This is a genomic window from Mycobacterium sp. IDUB_24 (assembly GCF_055419385.1).
Genome location: NZ_JBVAXO010000007.1, coordinates 79,746 through 99,436 on the forward strand (window position 1 = coordinate 79,746; position 19,691 = coordinate 99,436).

20 protein-coding genes and 1 tRNA gene are annotated in these 19,691 nt (G+C 65.1%); 7 read left to right on the top strand and 14 right to left on the bottom strand.

Annotation, left to right across the window (positions count from 1 at the left end; genetic code table 11):
• Position 1: 1 nt before the first annotated feature.
• Positions 2–2,398 (bottom strand): xanthine dehydrogenase family protein molybdopterin-binding subunit, encoded by a 2,397-nt coding sequence (locus tag ACZYZF_RS22975; RefSeq protein ID WP_463746989.1) that lies wholly within the window; start codon positions 2,396–2,398, stop codon positions 2–4.
• A gap of 102 nt (positions 2,399–2,500) precedes the next feature.
• On the opposite strand from ACZYZF_RS22975, the gene ACZYZF_RS22980 reads away from it, so the two are divergent.
• The 3 genes from ACZYZF_RS22980 to ACZYZF_RS22990 all read left to right on the top strand — a co-directional run bounded on the left by ACZYZF_RS22980 (position 2,501) and on the right by ACZYZF_RS22990 (position 5,188).
• On the top strand, positions 2,501–3,154 hold the full coding sequence (locus ACZYZF_RS22980; RefSeq protein ID WP_463746990.1) for a M15 family metallopeptidase: 654 nt from the start codon (positions 2,501–2,503) through the stop codon (positions 3,152–3,154).
• Between the two features lie 100 nt (positions 3,155–3,254).
• The gene (locus ACZYZF_RS22985) at positions 3,255–3,965 is read left to right on the top strand and encodes a cutinase family protein (RefSeq protein WP_463746991.1); all 711 of its coding nucleotides are present in this window, start codon (positions 3,255–3,257) and stop codon (positions 3,963–3,965) included.
• Between the two features lie 77 nt (positions 3,966–4,042).
• Positions 4,043–5,188 (top strand): glycoside hydrolase 5 family protein, encoded by a 1,146-nt coding sequence (locus ACZYZF_RS22990; RefSeq protein ID WP_463746992.1) that lies wholly within the window; start codon positions 4,043–4,045, stop codon positions 5,186–5,188.
• A gap of 230 nt (positions 5,189–5,418) precedes the next feature.
• On the opposite strand, the gene ACZYZF_RS22995 is transcribed toward ACZYZF_RS22990, so the two are convergent.
• The 3 genes from ACZYZF_RS22995 to ACZYZF_RS23005 form a co-directional block, all read right to left on the bottom strand.
• Positions 5,419–5,823, bottom strand: a complete 405-nt coding sequence (locus ACZYZF_RS22995) for an HNH endonuclease (RefSeq protein ID WP_463746993.1) — start codon at positions 5,821–5,823, stop codon at positions 5,419–5,421.
• A gap of 42 nt (positions 5,824–5,865) precedes the next feature.
• A tRNA-Thr gene (locus ACZYZF_RS23000) sits at positions 5,866–5,940 on the bottom strand.
• A gap of 27 nt (positions 5,941–5,967) precedes the next feature.
• On the bottom strand, positions 5,968–6,783 hold the full coding sequence (locus ACZYZF_RS23005; RefSeq protein ID WP_463746994.1) for a hypothetical protein: 816 nt from the start codon (positions 6,781–6,783) through the stop codon (positions 5,968–5,970).
• Between the two features lie 96 nt (positions 6,784–6,879).
• Here ACZYZF_RS23005 and ACZYZF_RS23010 point away from each other — a divergent pair, with 96 nt between their 5' ends.
• Both ACZYZF_RS23010 and ACZYZF_RS23015 read left to right on the top strand, forming a co-directional pair.
• Positions 6,880–7,599 carry a response regulator transcription factor gene (locus ACZYZF_RS23010; protein WP_064884923.1) on the top strand — a complete coding sequence of 240 codons (720 nt, stop codon included), beginning with the start codon at positions 6,880–6,882 and terminating at the stop codon, positions 7,597–7,599.
• A 30-nt stretch (positions 7,600–7,629) separates the two neighbouring features.
• The gene (locus ACZYZF_RS23015) at positions 7,630–9,063 is read left to right on the top strand and encodes a sensor histidine kinase (protein WP_463746995.1); all 1,434 of its coding nucleotides are present in this window, start codon (positions 7,630–7,632) and stop codon (positions 9,061–9,063) included.
• On the opposite strand, the gene ACZYZF_RS23020 is transcribed toward ACZYZF_RS23015, so the two are convergent.
• Positions 9,023–9,439, bottom strand: coding sequence for an HIT family protein (locus ACZYZF_RS23020; RefSeq protein WP_463746996.1), 417 nt, complete (start codon positions 9,437–9,439; stop codon positions 9,023–9,025). The genes ACZYZF_RS23015 and ACZYZF_RS23020 overlap by 41 nt on opposite strands.
• A 154-nt stretch (positions 9,440–9,593) precedes the next feature.
• On the opposite strand from ACZYZF_RS23020, the gene ACZYZF_RS23025 reads away from it, so the two are divergent.
• A complete protein-coding gene (locus ACZYZF_RS23025; protein ID WP_463746997.1) occupies positions 9,594–10,571 on the top strand; it encodes an acyl-ACP desaturase in 978 nt (325 codons plus the stop codon).
• 21 nt (positions 10,572–10,592) lie between these two features.
• Here the strand turns inward: ACZYZF_RS23025 and ACZYZF_RS23030 are convergent, their stop codons facing one another.
• From ACZYZF_RS23030 to ACZYZF_RS23070, 9 genes are all read right to left on the bottom strand, one after another.
• Positions 10,593–11,420 (bottom strand): SDR family NAD(P)-dependent oxidoreductase, encoded by an 828-nt coding sequence (locus ACZYZF_RS23030; protein WP_463837119.1) that lies wholly within the window; start codon positions 11,418–11,420, stop codon positions 10,593–10,595.
• A 29-nt stretch (positions 11,421–11,449) separates the two neighbouring features.
• Positions 11,450–11,908, bottom strand: coding sequence for a nuclear transport factor 2 family protein (locus ACZYZF_RS23035; RefSeq protein ID WP_463746998.1), 459 nt, complete (start codon positions 11,906–11,908; stop codon positions 11,450–11,452).
• Positions 11,909–11,967: 59 nt separating this feature from the next.
• On the bottom strand, positions 11,968–13,101 hold the full coding sequence (locus ACZYZF_RS23040; protein ID WP_463746999.1) for an NDMA-dependent alcohol dehydrogenase: 1,134 nt from the start codon (positions 13,099–13,101) through the stop codon (positions 11,968–11,970).
• A 92-nt stretch (positions 13,102–13,193) separates the two neighbouring features.
• Positions 13,194–13,742, bottom strand: a complete 549-nt coding sequence (locus tag ACZYZF_RS23045; protein ID WP_463747000.1) for a nuclear transport factor 2-like protein — start codon at positions 13,740–13,742, stop codon at positions 13,194–13,196.
• On the bottom strand, positions 13,739–13,951 hold the full coding sequence (locus tag ACZYZF_RS23050; RefSeq protein ID WP_463747001.1) for a ferredoxin: 213 nt from the start codon (positions 13,949–13,951) through the stop codon (positions 13,739–13,741). Before ACZYZF_RS23050 ends, ACZYZF_RS23045 begins: the two co-directional genes overlap by 4 nt.
• Position 13,952: 1 nt before the next feature.
• Positions 13,953–15,320, bottom strand: coding sequence for a cytochrome P450 (locus ACZYZF_RS23055; protein ID WP_463836904.1), 1,368 nt, complete (start codon positions 15,318–15,320; stop codon positions 13,953–13,955).
• Positions 15,321–15,328: 8 nt separating this feature from the next.
• Positions 15,329–16,138 carry an SDR family oxidoreductase gene (locus tag ACZYZF_RS23060; RefSeq protein WP_463747003.1) on the bottom strand — a complete coding sequence of 270 codons (810 nt, stop codon included), beginning with the start codon at positions 16,136–16,138 and terminating at the stop codon, positions 15,329–15,331.
• A gap of 80 nt (positions 16,139–16,218) precedes the next feature.
• Entirely contained in the window at positions 16,219–17,421 is a 1,203-nt protein-coding gene (locus ACZYZF_RS23065; RefSeq protein WP_463747004.1) for a cytochrome P450, read from the bottom strand.
• Positions 17,418–18,029, bottom strand: a complete 612-nt coding sequence (locus ACZYZF_RS23070) for a TetR family transcriptional regulator (RefSeq protein WP_463747005.1) — start codon at positions 18,027–18,029, stop codon at positions 17,418–17,420. The genes ACZYZF_RS23065 and ACZYZF_RS23070 overlap by 4 nt, the downstream gene beginning before the upstream one ends.
• Positions 18,030–18,217: 188 nt before the next feature.
• On the opposite strand from ACZYZF_RS23070, the gene ACZYZF_RS23075 reads away from it, so the two are divergent.
• On the top strand, positions 18,218–19,687 hold the full coding sequence (locus ACZYZF_RS23075) for an aldehyde dehydrogenase (protein WP_463747006.1): 1,470 nt from the start codon (positions 18,218–18,220) through the stop codon (positions 19,685–19,687).
• The last annotated feature ends 4 nt before the right edge of the window (positions 19,688–19,691 follow it).

Genomic DNA, 19,691 nt, shown 5'->3' on the forward strand with positions numbered 1-19,691 from the left:
ATCAGTGATCCCTTCCTAATGGCTTCTGCAACGGGGGTTCCTGCGCCTGCTCGATGGCCTCGACGATGGCTGCCGGGGTGGCGGGCAGTGTGGTCAGGGTGACACCGAGTGGGGCCAGGGCGTCGTTGACGGCGTTGATCACCGCGGGTGTGGAACCGATGGCGCCGCCCTCGCCCGCACCCTTGTAGCCGCCGACGCCGGGACCGGGGATCTCGACGTGTCCGTATTCGATCACCGGAACCTCGGTGGCGGTGGGCAGCAGATAGTCGACAAACGTTGAGGACAGCGGGTTTCCGGCGTCGTCGTAAGACAGCTTCTCCAGCAGGGCCCCGCCGATACCTTGGACGGTGCCGCCGGCGATCTGGCCTTCGACCACGTTGGGGTTGATCATCGGACCGACGTCCTCGCTGACGATGTAGCGGGTGAGGGTCACGTGACCGGTCACCACGTCGACCTCGCAGGTGCAGGCGTGGGTCGCGTTGGCCCAGTGGATCGGGGCGGTCGGCGGCGCGGTGTAGCGCGCGGTGGCCTCCAGATTCGCCGACATACCCGGCGGCAGCATCTGCGGCTCGTAGTGCGCCCGGTAGGCCAGATCGGCGAAGCTCACACTCTTTTCGGGATCGTTGCGTGCAACCGCCTTCGACCCGCCGAGTTCGATCTCGGATTCCTCGACCTCCAGCCTGGCGGCGGCCATCGCGACCAGTTGGTTGCGCAGGATCGTGCCGGCCTCGTTGACCGCGCCGGCCGTCATCGGGGCGCTGCGGCTGCCCTGGGTTCCGGCGCCGTAGGGCGTCACCGCGGTATCACCCTGGATGGTGGCGACATCCTCGATATCGGCACCCAGCGCGTCGGCAGTGAGCTGGATGACGGTGGTTTCCAAGCTGTTTCCGGTGGATCCGCCATTCACGTAGACGTTGATCTTGCCGGTCGGCTCCATCCGGATGGTGCAGCCCTCGCTGGCCAGGTGCCCGGTGGCCGCGCCGGTCGGCTCGATGTAGGCCGAGAATCCCAGCCCGAGGTAGCGGCCCTGGGCCAGTGCCTCGGCCTGTTCCTTACGGAAGCCCTCGTGGTCGAGGATCTTCACCGCCTGCTCGAAGGTCTCGATCGGGGCGACGTGGTCATACGGCATGCCATTGGGGTTGAAATAGGGCATCTCGTCGCGGCGGAGCAGGTTCTTGCGCCGCAAGTCCACCGGATCCAGGCCCATCTTGCGGGCGGCGATGTCGAGAAGTATTTCGCGGGTGAGGGTTTCGTACTGCCACGGCCCGCGGTAGGCGTGCAGGCCCGCGGTGTTGGAGAACACCGTCTTGTAGTTGAAGCTGGCCTTGGGCACCCGGTACGGGCCGGGAAAGAACATGCCGATGGCAGCGGTGGTCAGCACCGGGTAGGGGGTGGGGTAGGAGCCGACGTCCTGGACGAAGTCGATGTCGGCGGCCAGGATGTTGCCGTCGTCGTCAAAGGCCATCCGTACGTCGCCGTCGACATGGCGGGACTGACCGGCCGACATCAGGTTCTCGCGGCGGTCCTCGATCCACTTCAGCGCGGTGCCTGATCGGGCGTTCGACGTCGCAGTGGCAATCTTGCGGGCGGCCAGCATGATGCACATGTCCTCGCGCATCGGGACCACCTTCTGGCCGAACCCGCCGCCGGTGTCGCGCATGATGACCCGCACGTGCTGGGCCGGGATACCGAGCAGGCGGGCAGCGAACGCGCGGAGTTCGTGCGGGGTCTGGGTGGACGCCCAGATGGTCAGCTCACCCGTCGACTGCGTCCATTCGGTGACCATGCCGCGGCACTCGATCGGTACCGGCACGTGCATCTGCTGATAAATGTGCTCTTTAACAACATGTGCGGCGGCCCCGAAGACTTCCTCATCTGGCGGCATGCCGGCCATGCCGCCGGCGTTGTTGTCCGGGTAGGCCTCGTGGACCGATACATCGGAGGTCAGGGCCCCGCGGAAGTCGGCGATCGCGGGCAGCGGCTCGTAGTCGACGTCGACCAGATCCACGGCGTCTTCGGCGATGTAGCGGCTCTCGGCGATGACGAGCGCCACCGGATCGCCGACGAACTTCACCTCGCCCTCGGCCAGCGGCGGGCGCGGAGTATCCGGAATGTCTTTGCCTGCGACGGCGTGCCAGGCCTCTTTGACGTCAGGGTTGAGGTCGGCGGCGGTCAGCACGGCGTGCACGCCGTGCAGCGCCAGGGCTGCGGCGGCATCGATTTCGGTGAACTTCGCGTGTGCATAGGGGCTGCGGACGAAGCAGGCGTGCAGCATGCCGGGTCGCGTGATGTCGTCGACGTACGTACCGCGCCCGGTGAGTAGCCGGGTGTCCTCCACCCGTTCGACCCGTCGGCCGGCATAACGAGTTGCGACGGTCTCGGGTGTGGCTGACGCCATAGGATCGCTCCAATCCGTCGGGTTACTTATGCGCATAACTCAGTGGCCGTCGGGGCTTCGAGGCCAATTCAAGAGTGTGATTATCGTACATCGGAAAGCAACATGCCTGAAGAAGAGAGTGTCATTTCCGTCGCCGTCTGTCGACTGCTGTCCCTGGTACTGGCAGCCGCCGGCTGTGTGGTCCCGCTGGCCGGGGCTCCGGTGGCGTCAGCCAGGCCGGCGGCCGAGGCCGGGTTGGTCGACGTGCGCTCCGTGGTGCCCGACGCGGTGATCGACCTGCGGTACGCGACCACGGACAACTTCGTCGGTCAGCAGCTCTATCCGGCCGGCGCTCCCTGCCTGGTGCACGAGTCGATGGCGTCCGGGCTGGTGGCCGCGGCGGCCGCCCTCCGGCCCGACAGGCTGACCTTCTGGGACTGCTATCGGCCACATGAGGTTCAGGTCAGGATGTTCGAGGTGGTGTCCAACCCCAATTGGGTGGCTCGGCCGAGCGCCTACGCCCGCAGCCACGAGGCCGGCCGCTCGGTCGATGTGACGATCGCCGGGGCTGACATGGGAACCGGGTTCGATGACTTCACGCCGCGCAGCCTGGCGTACGCCACCGACGGGGTGAGTCCCGCGGCCCAGTCCAACCGGGCGAGGCTGCGCGAGGCCATGAAAGCCGGCGGGCTGACCGTGTACCCGGGGGAGTGGTGGCATTTCGACGGTCCGGGTGCAGCCGACCCGCGGCCATACCTGGACGTACCGCTGGGATAACTCTCGTCCCTCTACTCCGACCCTGTTGTCGATGTTTGCAATGTGTCAGCATGGGTAACCGAAAGCGTTCGTCACGATCCGGTAGGCGTGGAGTCGACAAATGAACGTCCTCAAATTGATCCAAGGTGCGATGCTGGTTACCGCTTGCGCCGTACCAATTGCCCCCATGCCCACCGCGTCGGCGCAGCCGCCGTGCCCCGACGTCGAGGTGGTGTTCGCCCGCGGCACCTACGAGCCGCCCGGCGTCGGTGGGCCGGGACAATCGTTCGTCGACGCGTTACGGGGGCGGGCCGGTGAACGTTCCGTTGAGGTTTACCCGGTGAACTACCAGGCCAGCGGGAACTTCGGCGACCGAATCGAATTCGCCAGGACGGTCGTCGACGGCATCCGCGATGCGGCCAACCACATCAAGGCCACTACGAAGGACTGCCCCAAGACCAAGGTGGTGCTCGGCGGATACTCCCAGGGCGCCGTAGTGGCGGGTTTCGTCACCTCGGCCGCCGTGCCGGACGGAATCCCGACCGAGTACAAGCAGTTCATCCCCGACCCCATGCCGCTCGAGGTTGCCGACCATGTGGCCTCGGTGGTGCTGTTGGGCACGCCGTCCGATGAGTTCATGCGGGACATCGGCGCACCGGCGATGGTGATCGGACCGCGTTACAAGGACAAGACCATCGAACTGTGCGAGCCGGGTGACACCATCTGCGACGGCACACCCGCGGGCGTACCCAACTTCGCCCACACCGCGTACGTGTTGAACGGCATGCCGGGCCAGGCCGCGGATTTCACGGTTGGCCGGCTTCAGACTTGATAACAATCTGAAACCTCAATGGTTGCAATGTGATACGTGACCCCGGGATATTTGCTGGGTGCCACTATGTTCACTGAGTGCACCGTCGAACGGCCCTCAAGATCCCGCTGGTACTGGCAGCAGCGGCCGCTCTTCCTCAGGCATTGGCCCCTCTTCCTCTGATCCCGCGCGCGACCGCCGCACCAGGCCAGTGGCCGGTCGAGAGAGCCAACGCGTGGTATCAGGCGCAGGGCTGGTTGGTCGGCACTAACTTCATCACCTCGAACGCGATCAACCAGATCGAGATGTTTGCCCCCGGCACCTACGATGCGCGGCGCGTCGACAGTGAACTGGGAGCGTGCCGCCTCCTCGGTTTCAACACCGTGCGGGTTTTCCTGCACGATCTGCTGTGGGCGCAGGACCGCGCCGGATTCCAAAGCAGGCTGGCCCAATTCGTCGGGATCGCGGCGCGTCAAGGCATCAAACCGTTGTTCGTGTTCTTCGACTCGTGCTGGGATCCGCACCCCCAGGTCGGTGCGCAACGGGCGCCGACGCCAGGGGTGCACAACTCGGGCTGGGTGCAGAGCCCCGGCGCACAACGCATCGACGACCCGCGCTACCGGTCCGTGCTGCGTGACTACGTGGTCGGGGTGATGAGCCAGTTCCGCAATGACAACCGCGTCCTGGGCTGGGACCTGTGGAACGAGCCGGACAACCCCGCCAAGCAATATCGCAAGGTCGAACGCAAGGACAAGATCGACGCGGTCGGCGGACTGCTGCCTCAGGTTTTCGCCTGGGCGCGTTCGGTCAACGCCGTGCAGCCGTTGACCAGTGGGGTGTGGCAGGGCAGCTGGGACCGCGGAAGCCGCAGCGACATGGACAACTTCCAACTCGACAACTCCGACGTCATCTCCTTCCATTCGTACGCCGGCCCTGCCGAATTCGAGGCTCGCATCGCCGAACTCGCTCCGTTGGGTAGGCCGATCCTGTGCACCGAGTACCTGGCCCGAGACCAGGGCAGCACCATCGAAGGTGTGCTTCCGGTTGCCAAGCGGCACAACGTCGGCGCCTACAGCTGGGGCCTGGTGGCAGGCAAGACCCAGACATACTTCCCGTGGGATTCGTGGGACAAGCCCTACGCCAAGGTGCCGAACGTGTGGTTCAGCGATCTACTGCAACCCGACGGCCGACCCTATAAGGAAAGCGAATACCAGGCGTTCCGAAAGCTCACGACCCGGGTGTAGGCGTTTAGGCGCGGTCGATGCGGGTGACTCAACAGGCTATGGATCAACGTGACGGTGGCCGGCCGATACCGAAAGACGCTCGCAAGGTGACCGAGGGGCAAGAGGAGATTCAGGACGAGTTCGACCGTCGCGGTGAGGATCCCGAGGGCCCGGCACTGCACGAGAGTCACGAGCACATCGCCGACGAGACTTGAACGCACGCAACGACTCTGCCTTCGATGCGACTGCCCTCAGAACGACTGCCCGTTGGCGTAGCGCTGCCGGCGGAAATAGCGGCCATTACCACGGTTGCGGCTCTTGTACGTCGGCAGCTGGGAGTCGCAGTTCGGACAGACCAGCCTCAGGTTTTCCCGCCGATTATTCGTGGGGTTTCCGTCGATGTGGTCCATCACCAACGTCAGGGGTAGGTCCTGCCACGTACTGGCCGCGCCGCAGATCGCGCAGCAGCCCGACTGGGCGTCGGCGAGGTAAAGCCGGATGTAGTGGCTGTGAAGAGAAGTGATGTACGCCTCCCCGGTTTCGAGCCAACGTTTGGTGTTGGCCTTCTGACGGGCTGATCCCTGACATGCGTTACTGCAGTAGACCTTCTGGCTGCGTTTCGAGAGTGGCGAACTGCAGTTGCGACAGAGCCTCATACGCGGAAGCTACTGGCATACACCGACAACAATCGGCAGTCGTGGAGCCTCCTATCGGGATTGAACCGATGACATTCCGCTTACAAGGCGAACGCTCTACCACTGAGCTAAGGAGGCGGGTGGAACGCGCCCTAGCTTAACGGGTCAGTCGTCGGCGTCGACAATGCGCTGCGAGACCACCGGCCGCGGCGAGGTTCGCCGGGAGGAACGGCGCGGCAGCGGGATGCGGTCGGCGATGTTGCTCAGCGGGTTGACGACCTGGCTCAGCGTGATGACCGCTTCGTGCAACGCGTCGATCGTGGGCGCGAGAGCTTCGAGCCCGGGTGCCAGCCGGTTGAGGGTGTCGGCCACATCGGCGAGCTTGAGCAGGGGGCCGTCGGGATCGGTCAGGGTATCCAGCAGGCCGCCCTCGGCCAGCAGGCGATCGGCGACGCCGTCCTCACGTAGCACCCGCTCGAACAGGCCGTCATTCGCCAGCAGCTGATCGGCCAGCCCGCCCGGCGCAATCACCCGGGACACGGCGCCATCGGCGGTGGTCAACCGGTCCAGCAGGCCACCCTCCGTGGTGACCTGATCCACGAGACCGCCGGGGGCCACCGCCCGCGCCACGGCACCGTTGTCTGCGGTCAGCCGGTCCATCAGGCCACCCTCGGCGGTCAGCTGGTCGACGATCCCGCCCGGCCGTAGCAAACGGTTGATCGGGCCCTCGGGTGCCAGTGCCCGGCCCAGGGGCGCGTCGTCGTCCAGCAGCCGCGCCAAGCGGTTGGCCCGCTCCACCGCATCATCGATGCCGAACAGCGAGGCCATCGATGACCTGCCGTTGAGGGGGTTCGCGTCGCCGATGCCGCGTTGCACGGCGTTGAGGGTCTCGTTGGCGATACCGAGACCGGCGTCGGCCACGGCCAGTCCGATCCGCACGGGCGCAGTAGCAACCTGGACCAGCGTCTTGGCGAGGTTCATGGGCGTCAGTGTAGTTACCCCGATCACAGTTAAACTCACAGTAAGTGCACAGCGTGCATGCAGGTTGAGTTCAACAGGCACCACCAACATCAGGGGATGGCCATGCCTGCATTACCTGAGAGCGTCCCGGAGGCCCGGGTCCTCGTCGTCGACGACGAGGCCAACATCGTGGAGCTGCTGTCCGTCAGCCTGAAGTTCCAGGGTTTCGAGGTCTACACCGCGTCCAACGGCGCGGCCGCCTTGGACAAAGCCAGGGAAGTCCGGCCCGACGCCGTGATCCTGGACGTGATGATGCCCGGCATGGACGGCTTCGGGCTGCTGCGCCGGCTGCGCGCCGACGGCATCGACGCGCCCGCGCTGTTCCTGACGGCGCGCGACAGCCTGCAGGACAAGATCGCCGGCCTCACGCTGGGCGGAGATGACTACGTCACCAAGCCGTTCAGCCTCGAAGAGGTGGTGGCCAGGCTGCGGGTGATCCTGCGCCGGTCCGGCCGGGGTGTCGAGGAACCCCGTAGTGCCAAGCTGTCCTTCGCCGACATCGAACTCGACGAGGACACGCACGAGGTCTGGAAGGCCGGCGAGCCCGTTTCGCTGTCGCCCACCGAGTTCACCCTGCTGCGTTACTTCATCATCAATGCGGGCACGGTGCTGTCGAAGCCCAAGATCCTCGACCATGTCTGGCGCTACGACTTCGGCGGTGACGTGAACGTCGTCGAGTCCTATGTCTCCTACCTCCGCCGCAAGATCGATACGGGCGACAAGCGTCTGCTGCACACCCTGCGCGGCGTGGGTTACGTTTTGCGCGAGCCACGCTGACGGTGAGCCCGTCGGCGGCATACTTTTGAGGTGTTTGACCGGGTAGAGCGGCATGGTGTGCCGTTGCGGGTCGGGTTGGTGGCGGTCGCGCTGGTTCTGGTGGCGTGTGGATTGCTCGCGTCCGGTGTCGCGGTGACCTCGATCATGCGGCACACCGAGGTCAGCCGCATCGATCAGACACTGCTCGACGCCGCGGGGAGTTGGGCTCAGGAACCGCGCCAACTGCCTTCCACGCCCCTGGAAGGGCCGAACCCGGCACGCCCGCCGTCGAACTTCTACGTCCGCGGCGTCGACCAGGACGGCCGAACCTGGATCGCCATCAACGACCGCGAGGCCGAACCGGAACTGCCCGACGACAACGATGTCGGTCCCGTGCCGGTGACGGTCGAATCCGTCGGACCGTCCGATGTGCAGTGGCGGGCCGTGACCGTGCAGGGCCCGAACGGTGAGCGCACCACCGTCGCGATCGACCTGTCCGACGTCCAGTCGTCGGTACGTGCGTTGATCTGGTCGCAGGTCGGCATCGGCACGGTCGTGCTGGTGGTGCTCGGCGTCGTCGGCTACGCCGTCGTGCACCGCAGCCTGCGTCCTCTGGTCGAGGTGGAACAAACGGCCGCCGCCATCGCGGCGGGACAACTGGATCGTCGTGTCCCCGAACGTGATCCGCGGACCGAGGTGGGGCGGCTGTCCTTGGCGCTCAACGGCATGCTCGCGCAGATCCAGCGGGCGGTGGCGGCTTCGGACGCTTCGGCGGAGCAGGCGCGGACCTCCGAGGACCGGATGCGCCGGTTCATCACCGATGCCAGCCACGAGTTGCGGACCCCGCTGACGACGATCCGTGGTTTCGCCGAGTTGTACCGGCAGGGCGCCGCACGCGATGTCGAGATGATCATGGGCCGCATCGAGAGCGAATCCCGGCGGATGGGCCTGCTGGTCGAGGACCTGCTGCTACTGGCTCGGCTCGATGCGCAGCGTCCACTCGATCAGCATCGGGTCGACCTGTTGACCCTGGCCACCGATGCCGTGCACGACACGCAGTCGATCGCGCCGAACCGCCGGGTGCGCATGGAGGTGTTCGACGGCCCAGGCACCCCGGAAGTGTTGGGTGACGAGGCTCGGCTGCGTCAGGTACTGAGCAACCTGGTCGCAAACGCAGTGCAGCACACCCCGGAAAGCGCCGGGATCACGGTGCGGGTCGGCACCGATGGCGGCGACGCCGTGATCGAGGTGTGCGACGAAGGTCCCGGCATGAGTTCCGACGATGCGCGACGCGTGTTCGAGCGCTTCTACCGCGCCGACACCTCACGCACCCGCGCGAGCGGCGGTACCGGGCTGGGCCTGTCGATCGTGCATTCCCTGGTGCTGGCCCATGGCGGCACCGTCAAGGTCACCACCGCGCCGGGCCAGGGCTGCCGGTTCACCGTCAGCTTGCCGAGGATTGCAGATCTGCCAGCGCGGCTTTGATCTTGGCCTGTGCGGCATCGAGGGATTCGGCCGACGGGTTGTTGTCGACGTGGGCGAAGCCGAAGTCGGCCAGGTTGTAGGCCGGGAAAACGTGCACATGCAGGTGCGGCACCTCAAGACCGGCGATGATCACCCCGGCACGTTGTGCACCGAACGCCTGGCAGACGGCCTTGCCGATCAGCTGTGAGACTTCCATCACCCGGCCGAACACCGCCGGCTCGACGTCCTGCCAGTTGTCGATCTCGGCCCGGGGAACCACCAGCGTGTGACCCTGTGTCATCGGCGCGATGGTCAGGAACGCGACGATGTCATCGTCCTGGTAGACGAACCGCCCGGGCAGTTCTCCGTTGATGATCTTCGTGAAGACGGACGCCATGGTGAGAAGCATAGTGAGCGCCTGAGCCGAGCCGTCGAAGCGTTTGGCGCTGCCCGCGGAATCGCCGTTCTGGCCGATCGTGCTTTATCTTTGCTGAACGGGGTGGGGAATTTTAGCTGGTCCGATGTGGCCGCACATAGATTTTGGGGGATTCATGGGACTCGTGCAAAAGGAGCTCGCAGATACCGTTTTGCAGGCTGAACTCGAGCAGATAGCCGAGGAAAACCTCAACCGGCACCTGGCCACGACCAAGGACTGGTATCCGCACGATTACATCCCGTGGGACTCGGGCCGCAACTTCGCCGCCTCGGGCGGTCAGGACTGGGATCTTGAGCAGTCGCAGCTCAGCGACGTGGCCCGGGCGGCGATGATCACCAACCTGCTCACCGAGGACAACCTGCCGTCGTATCACCGCGAGGCCGCCGGGAGTTTCTCCCAGGACGGACCCTGGGGAGCCTGGGTGAACCGCTGGACCGCCGAGGAGAACCGGCACGGCATCGCAATCCGGGATTACCTGGTGGTCACCCGCGGCGTCGATCTCGTCGCGCTCGAGCAGGCCCGCATGGAGCATGTCACCAACGGCTTCACTTCGACCGACGAAGAGCGCGCCATGCACAACTCCGAATTCCTGATGTCGGTCACGTACGTGACCTTCCAGGAGTTGGCCACCCGGGTCAGCCACCGCAACACGGGAAAGGTCTGCAACGATCCGATCGCCGACCGGCTCCTGCAGCGCATCGCCGCGGACGAGAACCTGCACATGATCTTCTACCGGAACGTGTGTGAGGCCGCCCTGGAACTCTCGCCCGATCAGGCCCTGGACGCCGTCGGCTGTGTCGTCGAGAACTTCCGGATGCCGGGTCAGGGAATGCCGGACTTCCGCCGCAACGGTGTGCTGATGGCCAAGCACGGGATCTACGATCTGCGCCAGCACCTCGAAGAGGTGGTCATGCCGAACCTGCGCAAGTGGCGGATCTTCGAACGTAACGATTTCAGTGCCGCAGGTGAGGCGCGTCGCGATCAGTTGGCGGCGTTCCTGGAAGACCTTCAGACGAAGGTGGTCAAGTTCGAGGAGCAGCGTGACCGCATGCTCGCCCGCGAGGCCGCCAAACGAGAGCTCGCGGCATCCTGAACCCGGCTGTGCCGGCCCGGGCTACGTGCCGGAGATGGACTCGTGCAGTTCGTCGACGGTCCACGGCGGTGTGCTGTGGTGGTCGCGATATCCGATGAAACCCGTTGCAGGACGGGCGAATTCGCCGATGAACCCACCCGCGGCGATGAAGATGCGGCCCGTCACGTCCCGTGCGGCGTCGCTGACCAGGTAGGCGTATGTCGGGGCCACGTATTCAGGCGGTGCGGCGTCCAGCGCGCCCTGCATGCTGACGTCGTCGAGCAGGCCGCGCCGGTTGAGATCGGCGATGTGCTGCTCGTAGTCCGAACCGGTGGACAGCCGGGTACGGGCGCCCGGGCACACCACGTTGGCCCGCACGCCGTGTTCCTTGAGTTCGGCGGCAATCGCCAGGGTCAGCGCGTTGACTGCGCCCTTACCCGCCGGATAGCCGCTGCCGCCGTAGTCGCCCAGGAACGCAAACGAACTGGTGTTGACGATGGCGCCGGCGCCTTGAGCCACCATCTTCGGCGCTGTCGCGCGGCAGGTTTCGAACACCGTGCCCAGGTGCGCGTCGAGCAGGTTCCGGAACTCGCCGCTGGTCACATTCAAGATCGAGGACCCCGCCGGTTCGGCCGTACCGGCACAGTTGACGAGTATGTCGACGCGACCGAACTCGGCCACACAGGTCTCGACGAGCGCGTCGGCCACATTGGGGTCGGCAGGTGAACCGGCATGGGCGACACCGGAAATGGAATCGGCCGCGGCGGTGGCAGCCTCCAGATCGCGGCCGTTGACCACGACGCCCGCACCCTGGGCGGCCAACAGTTCGGCGACCGCCAGACCGATGCCGCGGGTACCACCGACCACGATCGCGCCGCGGCCGGCGAGTGCTCCGCCGGTCAGCTCTCGTCCTCCTGCGCGAACACCATGGCGTCCATGTTCCAGTAGCCGCGCAGGTTGGTGATCAGACCTTCGCCGTTCACCTTGTAGGTGAAGACGCCGCGCACGGTGGCGGTGAATCCGTTGGGAAACTTGGTGCGCAGCACCAGAATGTAGGCGATCTCGTTCGGTGAGCTGGACGGAAATGTCTCTTCGCAGGTGACGGTCAACTCGTTGGGACCGATGTTGGCGTCGTAGAAAGCGCCGAGGGCTTCCTTGCCACGCACGCCGGTGCCGTCGGGGTTGGTGACGGCCTCGCCGATCGGGTCCTCCACCACGACGTCGTCGGCCATGAGCGCCAGCCAACCTTCGCGGTCACCGGATTGCACGCATTTCCACGACGACCGCGAGGCGACGACAACGGGTGTCTCGGTTTGTGTTTCGGTCACGAAATTCCTCCGTAGATGCCGAAATGGCATTCCAGCAGGTGGTCACTCGACCTTTGCCTGCTGGAATGCCATTTCGCGCGAGATTGGGTTTAGCGGTCTGCGTCGGTGTAACGGATGACGCCGCGAATGTTGCGTCCCTCGAGCATGTCGGCGTAGCCATCGTTGATCTGCTCGAGCTTGTACTGCCGCGTGACCATGTCATCGAGGTTCAGCCGGCCGGCCTTGTACATGCTCAGCAGCTGCGGGATGTCGTGGTGCGGGTTGCCGCCACCGAAGATGGTGCCCTGCAGGCGCTTCTGCAGCAGCGTCAGCATCGACAGGTTGAGCTTGACGTCGCTTTCGGCCATGTTCGCCACTGCGGTGGCCACCACGGTGCCGCCCTTGGCGGTGATGTTCATGTAGTGGTCGATGTCTTCGCCCTTGAGCTCACCGACGGTGACGATCGTCTTGTGGGCCATCCGGCCCTGGGTGACCTCGGCGACACCGGCCATCGCGGAGAAGATGTCCGGGTAGGCATGGGTGGCACCGAACTTGAGCGCGTTGTCGCGCTTGAACTCGACCGGGTCGACGGCGAAGACGTTGCGCGCACCGGCCGCCAGGGCGCCCTGCAGCGCACCGGTGCCGACACCGCCGACGCCGACGATGACGACGTCGTCACCGGGACGGACGTCACCGCTGCGGACGGCCGAGCCGTAACCGGTGGTGACACCGCAACCCACGAGGCAGGCCACCTCGAACGGGATGGACGGATCGATCTTCACGACCGAGCTCTTGTGCACCACCATGTACGGGCTGAACGTGCCGAGCAGCGTCATCGGGATGACCGGCTGGCCGTTCTTGACGGCGTGGATGCGATTGGTGCCGTCGGAGACCGCCGTACCGCTCAGCAGCAGCGCCCCGAGGTCGCACAGGTTGCGCAGGCCCTCCTGGCAGGCCGGACATTCACCACAGGACGGGATGAACGACAGCACGACGTGGTCGCCGGGCTGGATGTGGTCGACGCCGGGCCCGACCTCGGTCACGATGCCCGCGCCTTCGTGGCCGCCGAGCACCGGGAAACCCGCCATCGGGATGTCACCGGTCACCAGGTGGTGGTCCGAATGGCACATGCCCGAGGCTTCCATCTGAATCTTGACCTCGTCCTTGACGGGGTCGCCGATCTCGATCTCCTCGATCGTCCAAGGTTGGTTGAACTCCCAGATGAGAGCGCCTTTGGTCTTCATCGCGTGTGCCTTCCACTAGAGCCGTTGACCACAGACTAGAGCCATTAGTTGCGTGGGTCACACCCACCCCCAAGCAACTGCTTGGCAAGGAACTACCAGATTTTGACCGGGGCCTCGCCGAGCGGGTAGTAGCCGGGCAGTTTCTCGCCGGCCAGCGAACGCTCGATGCGCTTCTGCATGGTGGGGGTGAGGTCGCCGGACTCGATGAGATTCATATATCCCTTGGCGACGTGGCCGAAGTCGAAGAAATCGCGCTGCCATTCGATGAGCAGCTGATCGTTGAGCCGGAACCAGCTACCGCCGATGCCGTAGATCTCGCTCGTGCTGCCGTCGCTCTTGTTGGCGATCTGCTTCCAGAAGCCCACGATCTCGTTCTGCTTCTCGTCGATCAGCACGCGCTGGTACTCGTAGACCCAGTTCTCCAGGCCTTCCATCTCCATGCCTAAGGCGATCTCGCGTATTTGATCTATACCGACGCACATCACGTCTTCCTTGGGCCCGATGTTCCAGCCGTAGGTGGCATCCTCGGTGTAGAAGTCGGCCAGCGGCTTCCAATCACCGGCCTTCTCGGCCTCCTGGTTGGCCTTCAGCCAGCGATCCGACCATGCTTCGAGGGCTTCTCTTTTGGAGGATGAAGTCATTGTTCGGCTCTCTCTTTGATTGATAGTGCTTGGGTAGGACACATTTCGACGGCCATCTCGACGGCATCGCGGAGCTCGTCGGGTGGTTCGTGATCGAGGATTTCGACGGTGCCGCGCTTGGGCACCCGGAACACGTCCGGAGCTTCGAGCTCGCACATCGCGTGGCCCTGGCACAGATCCTCGTCGACCTCAACGCGGTAGCAACCCATTTCAGGCCTTGATACGCCTGCGGTAGCGGACCTTGGCCGGCTGGGCCAGCTGCACGACCATCTTGGAGTGGTCGTTCTGGTAGCTCTCCGACGGCTGCGACATCTCGAACTCGTACTCGCGCAACAGGACCGAGAAGATCGCCTTGATCTGCATCTGGGCGAACGCGGCTCCCACACAGCGGTGCTTGCCCGCGCCGAACGGGATCCAGGTCCACCGGTTGATCAGATCTTCCTGGCGCGGCTTCTCATAACGGGCAGGATCGAAGGCGTCCGGATCGGGGAAGTCCTCCGGGATGCGGTTGGAGATCGCCGGGGAGGCCGCCACCATCTGGCCCTTGTGGATCGGGCGGCCGGCCACCTCGAACTCGTCCTGCGCGACGCGCATCAGGATGATGAGTGGCGGATGCAGTCGGAGAGTTTCCTTGAGCGAGTTGTCCAGCTTCGGGATCTGGCGCAGCGCATGGAAACTCACCTCCTGGCCGTCGGCGTAGAGCTCGTCGAGCTCCTGCTGCACCTGTGCGTACACGTCGGGGTTGCGCAGCAGTTCGATGAGCGTCCACGACGAGGTACCCGAGCTGGTGTGGTGCCCGGCGAACATCAGCGAGATGAACATGCCGGTGACCTCGTTGGCAGAGAACCGGTGATTGCCTTCCTCGTCCTTGATCGACACCAGTACGTCGAGTAGATCGCGATCCTCTTTGCCCTTGGGCGGGTTGGCGATCCGGCCGTCCATGATCTCCTGCACCAGCGCAACGAGTTTGACTCGCGACTCGTCGCGGATGCGGAAGCTCTCGATGTCCAGGTACGGATCGACGTAGCACAGCGGGTCGGTGCCGCGCTCCAACTGGTGGTAATACTCGGCGAACCGGCGGTCGAGCTGCTCTCGGAACTTCAGCCCGATCAGGCAGGCCGTCGAGGTGTAGATCGTCAACTCGGAGAAGAAATCGAGCAGCTCGATCTCGCCCTCGTCGCCCCAGTCGGCGATGATCTTCTTGACCTCGTTCTCGATGGTCGCCGCGTGGCCCTTCATCTGCTCACCGCGCAGCGCCGTGTTGTGCAGCATCTCGGCCCGACGCTCCGGGTCGGCGTCGAACACCACACCCTCACCGAAGATCGGGGTCATGAACGGGTAGGCCTCGGCCTGGTTGAGCTCGCTGTCGCTGGAGCGGAAGAAAAATTCGTTGGCCTCTGCTCCGCTCAGCAGCAGCACCTGCTTGTCGGCGAGCTGGAACCAGCCGACATCCCCACACTCGTCACGGATGCGCTGCATCAGGCCGATCGGATCGGTGCGGAATTCTTCGAGGTGGCCGTGTTCCTCGCCTTCACCACCCGAAACGCGCTGAACTTCCTTGAGTTCTGAGCTTGTCATTATCCTTCTCAGCCTTCCACTTTCAGCTTCTGGCGATCCTTGACATCGGCGAGCGGAGCTTCGGGCTGAATCTCCAGTTCGGCGATGAAGCCGCCGCGCGGGGTTTCCGCGACGAAGGTGATGGCCCGCGCGAGATCGGCTGCGCGCAGGAAGTAGTCGTGCCGGGCCTGGCCCCACTTGGCCCAGTCCTCGAGCATCTCGCCGACCTTGTCCATCGGCGCACTCCAGCCCATGGCGGTCTTGGTAGGTCCGGGATGGACAACGGAGGCGCGCACACCGGTACCTTCCAGTTCCATCTGCAGGGTCTTGGCCATGCCCAGCAGGCCGGCTTTGGCTGCGCCGTAGCCGCCCATGTACGGCCGCGGCCGCAGGGACACGTCCGAGCCGACGAAGATGATGTCGCCGCGTCGACGTTCGACCATGCCCGGAAGCACCGCAGTGGCAAGGCGGTTGGCCCCGATGAGGTGAATCTGGATCTGATTCTCGAAATCGTCGGTACTGATCTCGTGTAGCTGGCCGAAGAACGTGTCGCCGGCACCGGCCACCAGCAGCTCGATGTCCCCGAGCGCCTCGGTGGCGCCGTGCACGAACGACTTCACCGAATCGACGTCGGTGACGTCGAGAGGCAGTGCAATCGCCTCGCCACCGTCGGCTTTGATCTGATCGACCAACTCCTGGCATTTCTCGACGCGGCGCGCGCCGAGAGCGACCGGGAAGCCGTGTGCGGCCAGTTCGGTGGCCGTGGCGGCGCCGATGCCGGACGACGCGCCCGCCACGATGGCCGGTCGGCGGTCGGGATGGGGTTCGAAACGGGCCATTTAGCGTGCCTTTACTGTGACGGGTTTCAGCGGTGGGACACCGCGATCGGGCTTCATCGGTGGGACACCGAAATTGGGCTTCATCGGTGGGACACCGAAATGGGCAGGTGCGCGAATCCTCGTACGGAACTGGAGTGGACGCGGACAGCGTTGGCCTCGTCGACCTCGTATCCGCGGATTCGCTTGAACAACTCGGTCAGCGCCACCCGGGCCTCCATGCGGGCCAGGTGCGCGCCCAGGCAGAAGTGGGCACCGCTGCCGAAACTCACCAGCTTCGAACCGATGTCGCGGCCGATCTGGTACTGGTCTGGGTTTTCGAAGACGCGCTCGTCGCGGTTGGCCGAACCGGCCAGCAGCACCAGCACGTCGCCGGCCGGAACCGTGGTGTCGTAGAACGTCATGTCCTCGACGACAGCGCGGGCCAGGATCTGGCTTGAGGTGTCGTAGCGCAGCGTCTCCTCGATCCACGGGGAAATCAGCTCGTGGTTCTCGAATACGGGGGCCAGCTGGTCAGGGTTCTTGAATCCCCAATATGCGGCATTGGCCAGCAATTTCGTGGTGGTCTCGTTACCGGCGACCACCATCAGGAACAGGAACGCCATGATCTCGTCGTCGGTGAGCTTGTCGCCGTCGATCTCGGCTTCCACCAGCGCCGAGGTCAGGTCGTCGCTGACCGCCTTGCGGCGCTGCTTGACCATGTCGGCGTAGTACACCAGCAGCTCACCCGAGGCGGCGATGGCCGATTCGGGAACGTCAGCGAGGCCGTCCTCGCGGTGCATGACCCCGTCGGCCAGCGCGCGGATGCGCACCCGGTCCTCCTGCGGTACACCCATCAATTCGGAGATGACATCCATCGGCAGCTTGCCCGCGAAGTCGTCGACGTAGTCAAAGGCGTTGTTCTGCAGCGCCTCATCGAGATGCTGCACCGCGATCTCGGTGACCCGGCCTTCAAGTTCGCGGATGCGCCGCGGGGTGAAGCCCTTGGACACCAGGGTGCGCAGCCGCAGGTGGGCCGGATCGTCGAGGGCCAGGAATGACATCACCCGGTGCGCCTCGTCGTTGCGTGAGATCGGGTCGAGTGCGACGCCGTGCTTGTTGGACAGTGCGACGCTGTTGCGGAAGCCGGCGACGACGTCCTTGTGCCGGGACAGGGCCCAGAACTTGCGTTCGTCGTTCCGGTAGAGAGGCGCCTCGTCGCGCAAGCGGCGGTAGTACGGGTACGGATCTTCGTGAAAGTCGTAGTCGTACGGGTCGAGGATCGGCTCGACTTCCTGCAAACTCATTTGTCTTCTCCCAGGATTAACCCGACGACGTAGGTCAGCCGGTCGGCGATCTGGCGGTAGGTGAAGGCGCCGCTGCCGGCATTGACCAGCGCGCCGAAGAACGTCATCTCCAGGGCGGAGACGACGCGGGAATCGGCATCCGGTCCGACTGCCGAACGGATGCGTTTGTGGATCTCGGCGCCGATCCGGTCGCGCACCTTGCGCACCGCCGGATCGGTGCCGCCGCCCAGCAGGGCCGTGGTGCAGGCGGCGGCGACCTCGGGCTCGTCGGCGACGACGAGGGTCAGTGCGCGGAGCGCCTGGTCGACGCGGGTGGTCATGGAGTCGTTCACGTCGGTGAAGTAAGGGCACTGGCTGACCAGGTCCAGGTACATCTCGGCGATCAAGTGGTTCTTCGACGAAAAGTACGTGTAGGCCGTGGCGGGCGCGACGCCGGCGCGTGCGGCGACTGCGCGCACCGTCAGGTCGGCGTAGGACGATTCGCGCAGCATCTCGGTTCCCGCGGTCAGGACCTTGCGGAAGGTTTCTTCCTGCCGGCGGTTGCGCGGCGATTCCTTCTCGGGCTCCGGAGCGGGTTCTGTGACTGCGGACACGGCATCGCTGGACACATGTCCAAGTTATCCGACGATGTCGAGGTTGAGCAAGTGTGGATCCGGAAAGGCTGCGATGAACTGGTCATTTTGGCGCCGGATGAGCAGGCCTGGGGCCCACCCTTGCGGCTCGACATTATCTGCGGCTATCGTTCGAGACGAGACAGCCGGACAGTTGTCCAGAATTCGTGAAGTGGAGTTCACCAATGCCGGTACTGGCCGATCGCCAGAGTCAGCTGCTTATCGACGGCAAACTCGTCGCCGGGGGTGGCGGAGCATTCGAGACCGTCAATCCCGCCACCGAGGAGGTGCTCGGCGTCGCTGCCGACGCCAACGCCGAGGACATGGGCAACGCAATTAACGCCGCGCGTCGGGCATTTGACGACACCGACTGGTCGACGAACCACGCGCTGCGGGTGCGCTGCCTGCGTCAGCTGCGTGACGCATTGCGCGAAAATGTCGAGGAACTGCGGGAACTCACCATCGCAGAGGTGGGTGCCCCGCGCATGCTCACCGCCGGCGCGCATCTGGAAGGCCCGATCGACGACCTGGCTTTTTCGGCTGATGCCGCCGAGAACTACGAGTGGACAACCGATCTCGGCTACGCCACCCCGCAGGGCATCCCCACCAACCGTAAGATCGCCCGCGAAGCCGTTGGTGTCGTCGGTGCCATCACCCCGTGGAACTTTCCGCACCAGATCAACCTGGCCAAGGTCGGCCCGGCCCTGGCTGCAGGTAACACCCTGATTCTCAAACCGGCCCCTGACACTCCGTGGGCGGCGGCGGCCATCGGCCAGATCATCGCCGAGCAGACCGATTTCCCGGCCGGCGTGATCAACATCGTCACCTCGAGCGATCACTCGGTGGGTGCGCTGCTGTCCAAAGATCCTCGGGTGGACATGGTTTCGTTCACCGGATCGACTGCGACCGGGCGTGCAGTGATGACTGACGCCGCGCTGACCATCAAGAAGGTGTTCCTGGAGCTCGGTGGCAAATCGGCATTCCTGGTGCTCGACGACGCCGACCTGGCCGGGGCCTGCTCGATGTCGGCCTTCACCGTGGCCATGCACGCCGGTCAGGGCTGCGCGATCACGACGCGCCTGGTGGTACCCCGCGCACGTTACGACGAGGCGGTGGAGATCGCCGCGGCCACGTTGGGTGGGATCAAGCCGGGCGATCCGAACAGCAAGCGCACGGTGTGCGGGCCGCTGATCTCGGCGCGCCAGCGCGACCGGGTGCAGTCCTACCTGGATCTGGCTCTGCAGGAAGGCGGCCGGTTCGCCTGCGGCGGTGGGCGTCCGGCTGACCTGGACACCGGGTTTTTCATCGAGCCGACCGTGATCGCCGGCCTGGACAACACCGCGCGGGTGTCTCGTGAGGAGATCTTCGGTCCAGTGCTGACCGTGATCGCCCACGACGGTGACGACGACGCGGTCCGCATCGCCAACGATTCGCCGTACGGGCTGTCCGGCACGGTGTTCTCCGGCGACGACGAACGAGCCCAGGCCGTGGCTGCTCGCATGCGGGTCGGCACCGTCAATGTCAACGGCGGCATCTGGTACTCGGCCGATGCCCCGTTCGGCGGCTACAAGCAGTCCGGGGTCGGCCGCGAGATGGGCCTGGCCGGCTTCGAGGAATACACCGAAATCAAAACCATCGCGACTCTGGCTCAGTAAGGAG